The organism is Pseudomonas persica (genome assembly GCF_900291015.1).
GTDB lineage: Bacteria > Pseudomonadota > Gammaproteobacteria > Pseudomonadales > Pseudomonadaceae > Aquipseudomonas.
In genome coordinates, this window is the sequence record NZ_OLKL01000241.1 from 1 (window position 1) to 255 (window position 255).

1 pseudogene is annotated in these 255 nt (G+C 61.2%); it reads right to left on the reverse strand.

The annotated features are described in order from the left end of the window. Positions 1–255, reverse strand: a pseudogene (locus FQ664_RS27410) (hypothetical protein); the annotation flags it as partial.

Below are 255 nucleotides of genomic sequence, written 5' to 3' on the forward strand. Positions count from 1 at the left end.
CCTGCTTCTCGGTGGGCGTCGTGTAGTAGTAAATGTCGTCGAAGTCGATGTCGGGCATGTTCCGGGCGAACCAGTCGAGCATCGGCTTGCGCTCGAACCGCTTCAGCGCGTTGAGCCGGAACTTCGTCATCCACTCGGGCTCGCTCTTGTGGTGCGAGATGTCGCGGACGACGTCCTCGTTGAGGCCCTTCTTCGGCTTGTAGACGTAGCGCTCGGCATCCGACCAGCCGAGCTTGTACTTGCCGAGGTCGATGC